The following is an 8,310-nucleotide window of genomic DNA, read 5'->3' on the forward strand; positions in this document are numbered from 1 at the left end:
TATTAACAATCATTTCATTGACGTTCGGTTTTGTTTCAATCAAACCAGCCTGATACATCCAATCCCTTACTTCTCTCCATGATTTTTTATCCTGTGAACCAAACTCCACTCCTTTTGCTTCCATTTTAGGCAATAGTACTTCAAGGCTTTCTTGTTCCACTTCTTTATCTAATGGAAAATTCGACTCATCTTGATTGTTCAGTAATATTTCCAGCGCTTGATCCGGATTGTCCTTCATAAACTGGTAGCCTTTTTCAGCACCTTTCCAAAAGGACTGGATAGCATCTTTCTCATCACTCCAGGTCTCATCGCCAGTTACTAAAACCAGCTCGTTGTAATCCGGTACACCATAATCTACTGGATTAAAATAACGCATATCATATCCTTTATTTTCTAATACAGGTACTTCATGATTAATGTAGGCACCGATTACCGCATCCGTCCTTTTGGAAACCACAGCAGGACTAAGCTCAAATCCAACATCCACCTTATTAACTTTACTATAGTCTCCACCATCATGCTCTACCATTGTTTTCAATAATGCCTCATTTAGTGGTATTCCCGGGTAGCCTACTTTCTTGCCTTCTAAATCTTTAGGAGACTGAATGGGACTGTCGTCCAGAAAAACAACATGATTTAAAGGAGAACGTACAATCGAGGCGACCGATTTAACAGGAACATTTTCATTGGCACGAGCGGTTATAACATCAGGCTGATAATATAAACCCAATGTTACCTTACCAGCGGCTGCCAGATTTAATGGATCTGTCGTGTTGGTCGGGAACTGAATATCAACCTTTATACCCTCTTCTTCAAAAAAACCTTTTTCTTTTGCTGCATAGATATAACTATGTACGGCATTTGGATACCAATCGAGCATAATACTGACTTCTTTTAGGTCATCTGCGTTCGATGATTCATTTGTCCCTTTTTCTTTATCTGTTTTCTGCGATGCATCAGTGCCTCCGCAAGCAGTCAGTAACAAAATAATCCATAAGCATAAAGTTATCCCTATATATTTTTTCATTGCTTTTCCCTCCATTTTAATATAATTTTTTCCAGACATATGACTAGTAAAAATAAGAAAATGCCGACTGCTGATAATAAAACGATTGGAGCAAATACAGCTGCACCATCAAATTGGGTCATCATTCGGCGGCTAAAATATCCCAACCCGGCTTGTGCACCTAACCATTCGCCTATTGCCGCACCAATCACGCTCATCGTTACAGCAACTTTTAACCCTGAAAAAAAAGATGGCAAGGCAGATGGCACATCCAATTTAAAGAAAATATCTTTTTTGGAAGCTCCCATTGTAAGCAGTAATTCTTTCAAATCTTTATTGGATGAACGTAGCCCATCAAATGTACTGACTGTAAGCGGAAAAAACGTGATTAAAATGGCAACAACGACTTTGCTCCAAATCGTATATCCAAACCAGAGAACAAAAATGGGAGCTAACGCAATAACCGGTATTGTCTGGGATGTAATAATCAGTGGATAGAACGTTTTTTCCGCTGTTTTACTCATATTCATCCATACGGCCAAAGTGACACCCATCACGATGGACACCACAAGGCCAATTAGGATGATTAACAAAGTCGATGGGAGGTGGTTCAACAGTAAAACCGTTTTCAACTCCCATAACTCTCCAGCTATTGCTGTGGGCGTTGGCAATATAAAACTTTTATTATATAAGCTCGCCCCTATTTCCCAAACAATCAGGAATACAAGCACCAGTAAGCTCGATAACAAATACGAATGAAGATTTTTCATATTTTCACCTTGGAACGAAGCAGTTCGATTAAATGTTCTTTCAGTGTTACAACATCCGTTTGGCTTAAATCACGCAGCGTCCTTGGGCGCTCTAAAGGTACTTTTACCTCTTGGATGACATTACTTGGCTTTTGTGTCAGTATAAAAATACGATCAGATAAAAATAACGCTTCTTCCACATCATGTGTAATAAATAGAATCGTTTTCTCCCATTTCTTCCACTGTTCAAGCAGCCATTCCTGCATGTTTATCCGGGTAATCGCATCCAAAGCACTGAATGGTTCATCCAATAACAAAAGATTGGATCCGCTCAAAATCGTTCGTAAAAAAGATACCCGCTGACGCATACCGCCTGATAGATTACCAGGAAAGGCATGCTCCACACCTTCAAGACCAAAATCAGCCAATAGTTTTAATACACGGCTTTGGGCTTCTTCCTTTTTTGTCCCTTTAATTTCTAATGGCAGTGCGGCATTTTCCATAATCGTTCTCCACGGCATTAATAAATCTTCCTGGGGCATATAACCTACTTGTCCTAATCGACTTTTTGCTATCTTTCCATCCAGTAAAATATCACCTTCATCCGGCTGTTCAAGCCCGGTAATTAACCGAAATATAGTACTCTTGCCAGATCCGCTGGTCCCAATAATACTGACAAGTTCACCATCATCCACATGAAAATGTATCTTGTCCAAAATGGAAACGGACTCTACACTTTTTTCTGATTGATAGCGAAATGTCACATCATTAAACGCTAATGCTTCTTTACTCATCTGCAATCCTCATCTCCCTTTAAATGACCATACTAGTTTTCATTCATTCTTTTTCTGTATGACACCACTCATATATAAACGTTAACAACGTTTTCGTGTATTCAACCAATTGCTCAATAGAAACTTGTTCATTGACTGCGTGAGCGTACCGAAGACTCCCCGGACCATAAATAGCAGCAGGAATACCTGCATCGCCAAACCAGCCCCCATCCGTTACAGATGGAGAAACATCGACGGTAGGCGCTTCATTCTGTACACGTTGATGCGACTGTATTAATGTCTGGACTGCATCATGGTCATAATCCACTTCCAACGATGGAAATATTTCGCCACGATCTTCAATCATGGATGACCCGCCCCATTCAAACACAGGTGGGTTTTCCCGAAGCCATGGATCTCCATTTGCAACGGCACGGATATGGTCCTCTATCTCTCTTGCCACTTGCTCGTGCGTTTCATTGGGATAAAAGTGAACAGTAATCCATAAATGGCATTCATCAGCTATAAAAGCCGCATGTCTTCCACCTTCAATAACAGCCGGATTGATCGTGTTGGTTCCAGCAGGATAGCCTGGATAACTTTTCATAACGGACCAATGTCTTTCCAGTTCTTGTAGCCCCTGAATAATTTTTGTCATTTTTTCTATTGCGCTGGCGCCAAACAGATTTCCACCGGCATGAATCATATCTTTACGCGTAGCATCATGGAACGTTTCCTTGCTCTTTACGGTAATCCAGCCTGTGATGACACCTCCCTGCCCCTGTATATGCAAATCACTTGTGTCAACAACAATCGCAAAGTCGGCTTTATAACCACGCTTGCAACATTGCAATGTCCCAGCTTCGCCAACTTCTTCACCGATGACGGATTGAAACGTTAAATCACCCGGCAATTCAATTCCGGAATCATGCAGCAACTGGATGGCAAATAAAGCACCAGCCATACCACCTTTCATGTCCGCTGCACCTCTGCCAATTATCTGGCCGTCTCGAACAAATGGCGTAAATGGATCGCTCACCCATGCCTCATCCTCATTCACTTCAGCAACATCGACATGCCCATTCACAATCAGGCTCCTATGGGAATCGGAATGCGTCCCTTTACGAACGCCAACAACATTCGGATCTCCTGGATAAACGTCCCACTTATCCGTACTCAACCCTTTTTCCTGTAAAAATGAATCAATAAATTGTTGCGCCTCCTCGGTATTTCTGGCAGGTGGTGCGGGCGTTTTAAATTGAATGAGTTCTTTCAATAAATCAACAAGCTCATCCTGTCGATAGTCAACTTGATTTACCAGATGATTCAGTAAATGATGCATGTACTATTCCTCCTTTAAAGTAAAGTCACTGGGTGGCACCTTACCAACTGAATGGTGTTGAACGAATCAAACATTGCGGGTTGTTTATCCCAAACCTTCACGTAAATGGTTTGCCCACGTTCACAGGTGAGGTATGACCATTCATTAATGCGTGATAAAATAAAGGAACCGCTTCTTCTAACAGAAGCGGTTCCTCGTATCATTCCATTAAGATACATGTTATGTGTCATGACAACGTGTTCCACTTCCCTTCGCTGGTATTAGCCAGTGCAGGTTCAAGGGTCAAGACAAACCAGTCTTTCTCAGCTTTTCAGCGCCCCTAGTGTTATCTCTATGCAGTTGTTTACTATCTCTTCATTAATGTCGCATAATTTTGAATATAAGTCAATAGTAATGACACCATTAACAACATTTATTTTTCAACTTGTAAATATCATGTATTGAACAAGAAAATAGCCGACGATAATGACCAGTGACGGAATACTGTAAACCAATATGGATGGCGACTGTTTCCGCATGAAAGACCAGATGACAACGAAAACAAGGAACATTCCGCCAATCGCGGACAACGCATGCGATCCACTTCCATCTGCCAACAATGATCCTTGTCTGTAAACCACATCCGATAAAGCAAGAATCAACATATTCAGCATATTACTGCCGAGAATAGCGCCGACCGCCAAATTCACATTTTTTAATCGTAACGCTGCTAAAACGGATACCCCTTCCGGTAAAGAGGTCGTCGCGGCTATGAGAAAACTGCCTACAAAACTCGACCCAAGCCCGGTAATAACTGCAATGTCATCACCTGTTATTGAAAGAAGGGTTCCTGTTCCTAAGATAATCAATGCCGAAACAGTAAAACCTGCAAAAGCATGTCCAACAGAGATGGATTCTCTATCTCCGTCAGTCTCTTCCACATCCGCTGTTTCCTCATGACTGAGAGAAGGCGCCGGCAGTTTTCTGATGATCGCCATCCCAACTATGTAAACAGCTGCAATCAGTAGTGAATCCAGGCCTATTCCAACGATGGCATAATCCATGCGTACCAATAGAGCCAGCGTTACCAACATCATTAGGACAAATCCTAACGACGCCGTATATTTGTGATTACTGCTGGCAAGATGAAATAATCGTCGTTTTCTATAATAAAAGTCCAACGCGCCGAGTATGAACACATTAAACAGATTGGAACCAAGCATATTTCCAATCGCTATATCAATATTATCAATCATTACCGCGGAAAAACTGGTCGTTACTTCCGGCAATGATGTCGCACCAGCCAGAAGAATCGTCCCGACAACCATGCCACCCATTGCCGTTTTTTCACTTATCACATCCGCATAGAGTGATAACTTTCTTGCTGTAAAAACCGTTAATACAGCCGCTGATACAAACCAAACAAATACCACTGTTACAACGCCTCCAAAGTACCCGAACCCCTGTTACCTGTCTACTATTTGTATATTATCGTTCAAGCCCATATTTTTGGATAAGAAATTCATCAATGACATCCTTTGACGTCATGCTTTTAAGATATTGCTTTTCTTCTTCTGAAAAATCAGGGATCGTGAAGTTCTCTAAATATTTTTTTTGATAACAATAGTAACCGCCACTGATCATATAACTGGTCAGTTGAATATAATAATCCATTATTTTCGAATTAAGAATTTTGGTTAATAAGGGGAGGTCCATTCCTTCCTTATTATTTTTAAGGCCATAAATAGCATAACCATTATGAAACAATGCAAAATCATTAAAGTAGGCGAAGTTTGGTTTTCCAGAGTTAGTGGGGAATATTATTTTTGGTACAAAACTATGGAGGGCTTGCGATCGTCCATACTCATACCATGCTTTTGTTGAAGGGTTTCCCCCGTTTCGTTTATTAAGTTCCCGTTTAATAGCCTTAAAGTACGCTAACGTATGGGGATACACGTCCGCCATTGTTTTCTCTGAAATCAACGAAGCTTTCCCATTCTTTATGTTATAAGGATAGATAATTTTATTAAATTCGTAAAAGTTTGTTGTTAAGTCAACTTTCTTGTCGCCCGAGCCTTTAATAATGGACATCGTAATTCCTTTTTCTATTTTGTGGAGTTTTCCGTTATATTCCTTGTAATAAAAAGGATCATTTTCATTTTTATTCATTGATTGGGTTATATCAATCATATAAAGCTTATCCTTTTGAGTGGCAATTCCTGTCGATATGTCCAACAAATAAGGTTGATTTTCTATTTTGGTCACATTATTATAATCCTTTGCAGAAAGTAAATGAATCGCTTCTGCGTCAAGACCACTATAAGGTACCTTTTCCCATTCGCGTGAATTCAAATATTGATGGATATCCATATTATTGAAACGTTCATCAATCGTTTTATAATACATATAATGTTTCGGAGCCTTATCAAAAAATACGATCGCTGAATATGTTTGTGCATTCTCAAACAATTGATTATCTTTAAAATCAATAACTTTCGTGATTACTTGATCATTGATGAGCAACTCCCTTAAAGGCTGTGCTGACTTCATTTTAAAAAGATGGTTGGGGATAATATAGCCCATTTTTCCATCCTCACGCAGAGATTGGCAACTTAACTCAATAAAGGCGTAAAACAAATTGAAACTTCCGGAATTGCACGTCTTAAAATGTTGTTTTAACATTGTTCGTTGGTCTTTATCCATATCTTGAATTCTGACATAAGGAGGATTCCCTATAATAAAATCAAACCCATTTTGAACCCTGTATGAATGAAATTTGGGCAGTACATTCGGTTGAGTACTGTCAGCATTTATAATATTAAACGCAATGACATCTTTATCCTCATTAAAGTATAATGAATACAGTGTTAAGAATAATTTTGTACAATACACATTCTCTTCCAGAATATCGGCTCCGTATAAATTATTTTCAATGATTTCTATTCGGGATAACGCTGGAAACCATTTTTTAAATTGCTTTAAAGCTGAAATGAGAAATTCACCAGCTCCACAGGAAAAATCACAAACCGTACTCGTTGGCGTTGCATCCTTAAAAAGTTCTTCATTGATATAATCGGAAACATACGTCGGCGTGAAAATAATGCCATTTGTTCGAGCAGCATCCTTATCAAAGAACATGTAAAACATGGACTCCAAGTTCTTAATATTCCATTGAACAGGAAGCATTTGGACGTATTCACGAATGAACCTGTTTTCCCGTTGCAACAATGCGCGTACAAGTTGATTGCTGACACTGGATTCATCAATTTCATTATATGTTAAATAAGCTCTGACCAGTTCGGATTGTATTTCCTTAAAATCATAGGTCATTCGCTGCAGATTCTTTTTAATCGCTAAAAAATGAACATCCTCGTCTTCAAAATTTTGGAGCATCTGCATCACCTTCCTATACGATACGGCAACCTAACAAGAATTATAACGTATCAACTACAATTGCAAAACAAGCGACTCTTGGTCTATAATAATATCCCTATTTTAAAGATAATACTTTCGTATGGCTAAAAAATAGTACTCATCATAAGGGGTGGTACCATGAACATTCATCAGGCAGCAAACTTAATCCAACAGGACATGGAGATGGCGATTACAAACTTAACAGTCAACGGCTCACGCCAAAATGGCAAAGGAGATACTTTTAATAATGGATTGGAAGCAAAAACTTCTCTTATCAGGAAAAGCACGTTAATCAATTACATACATGAATTCGTTAAACATGAAATGGTGGATAATAATATACGATCGGAAACGATTTTCCCACCTTTGGGACAAACGAAACCTGAATTAAAAGTTACTGGTATGTTTAAACAAAAAGATCAGGACATTTGTGCAAAACCCACAAATATTGGAGCTGAGAAAACTTTGGTAAATTGGGGACCAATGGTTCATTCCAATTTATATTGTGCAGACGGTCCAAACTTATCTGAGCAGATTCTTTCCGTCAACGTACGAAGCCAGTTAAGCAGCCTTGCCAAAAACACAGATACATTATTTGAACGAATGTTTGCTGAAGCGCTTAACTTACACATAACATATCCTAAAATGGTATTAGGGGAAATTTATATCATTCCTGTTTATGAATATGATGAAACTGCCATGAAACACAACAGAGTTGCATTTAAACAATCCCAGACCGACTTGGAAAAATACATTAATTTTTTCCACTTTTTGAGTGGAAGGGATGATATAGATGAGGACAAGCATAAGTACGAACGATGTGCATTGGTTATCATTGATTTTAGCCGACCCCATGCCAAGGTTTATAAAACCACTCAAGAATTAAAAGAAGATGGCCTCGTCAGACAAACATATGATACAGAACTCGCAGATATATCGACAGATAATTTTATCAGTGAGTTAATCGACATCCATTTAGAAGACTGGTGAAAAACTACAGTTTTGATCCATCAAAGATGCGAACAAGAACCTGAATTGTTCTTTAAT

General features: G+C 39.1%; 7 protein-coding genes and 1 riboswitch. Of the genes, 1 reads left to right on the forward strand and 6 read right to left on the reverse strand.

Annotation, left to right across the window (positions count from 1 at the left end):
• The 6 genes from ABDZ72_RS01770 to ABDZ72_RS01795 form a co-directional block, all read right to left on the reverse strand.
• A partial coding sequence (locus tag ABDZ72_RS01770) for an ABC transporter substrate-binding protein (RefSeq protein ID WP_343750775.1) occupies positions 1-1,027 on the reverse strand: 1,027 nt, incomplete at its 3' end.
• The gene (locus tag ABDZ72_RS01775) at positions 1,024-1,776 is read right to left on the reverse strand and encodes an ABC transporter permease (protein WP_343750776.1); all 753 of its coding nucleotides are present in this window, start codon (positions 1,774-1,776) and stop codon (positions 1,024-1,026) included. The genes ABDZ72_RS01770 and ABDZ72_RS01775, both read right to left, overlap by 4 nt.
• Complete coding sequence (locus ABDZ72_RS01780) at positions 1,773-2,549, reverse strand: ABC transporter ATP-binding protein (RefSeq protein ID WP_343750777.1); 777 nt, start codon at positions 2,547-2,549, stop codon at positions 1,773-1,775. Before ABDZ72_RS01780 ends, ABDZ72_RS01775 begins: the two co-directional genes overlap by 4 nt.
• Positions 2,550-2,592: 43 nt before the next feature.
• On the reverse strand, positions 2,593-3,870 hold the full coding sequence (locus ABDZ72_RS01785; RefSeq protein ID WP_343750778.1) for an acetylornithine deacetylase: 1,278 nt from the start codon (positions 3,868-3,870) through the stop codon (positions 2,593-2,595).
• 229 nt (positions 3,871-4,099) lie between these two features.
• Positions 4,100-4,201, reverse strand: a riboswitch (TPP riboswitch).
• A gap of 88 nt (positions 4,202-4,289) precedes the next feature.
• A complete protein-coding gene (locus ABDZ72_RS01790; RefSeq protein ID WP_343750779.1) occupies positions 4,290-5,282 on the reverse strand; it encodes a sodium:calcium antiporter in 993 nt (330 codons plus the stop codon).
• Between the two features lie 55 nt (positions 5,283-5,337).
• Positions 5,338-6,987, reverse strand: coding sequence for an Eco57I restriction-modification methylase domain-containing protein (locus ABDZ72_RS01795; protein ID WP_343750780.1), 1,650 nt, complete (start codon positions 6,985-6,987; stop codon positions 5,338-5,340).
• Between the two features lie 414 nt (positions 6,988-7,401).
• On the opposite strand from ABDZ72_RS01795, the gene ABDZ72_RS01800 reads away from it, so the two are divergent.
• Entirely contained in the window at positions 7,402-8,253 is an 852-nt protein-coding gene (locus ABDZ72_RS01800; RefSeq protein WP_343750781.1) for a hypothetical protein, read from the forward strand.
• The last annotated feature ends 57 nt before the right edge of the window (positions 8,254-8,310 follow it).

The organism is Lentibacillus halophilus (genome assembly GCF_039522485.1).
GTDB lineage: Bacteria > Bacillota > Bacilli > Bacillales > Amphibacillaceae > Lentibacillus > Lentibacillus halophilus.

Bases quoted from the DNA above. Each gene is read 5' to 3' on its own strand.
- ABDZ72_RS01780 (WP_343750777.1), bottom strand. From the start codon at position 2,549: ATGAGTAAAGAAGCATTAGCGTTTAATGATGTGACATTTCGCTATCAA.
- ABDZ72_RS01785 (WP_343750778.1), bottom strand. From the start codon at position 3,870: ATGCATCATTTACTGAATCATCTGGTAAATCAAGTTGACTATCGACAG.
- ABDZ72_RS01775 (WP_343750776.1), bottom strand. From the start codon at position 1,776: ATGAAAAATCTTCATTCGTATTTGTTATCGAGCTTACTGGTGCTTGTA.
- ABDZ72_RS01800 (WP_343750781.1), top strand. From the start codon at position 7,402: ATGAACATTCATCAGGCAGCAAACTTAATCCAACAGGACATGGAGATG.
- ABDZ72_RS01795 (WP_343750780.1), bottom strand. From the start codon at position 6,987: ATGTTCTTTGATAAGGATGCTGCTCGAACAAATGGCATTATTTTCACG.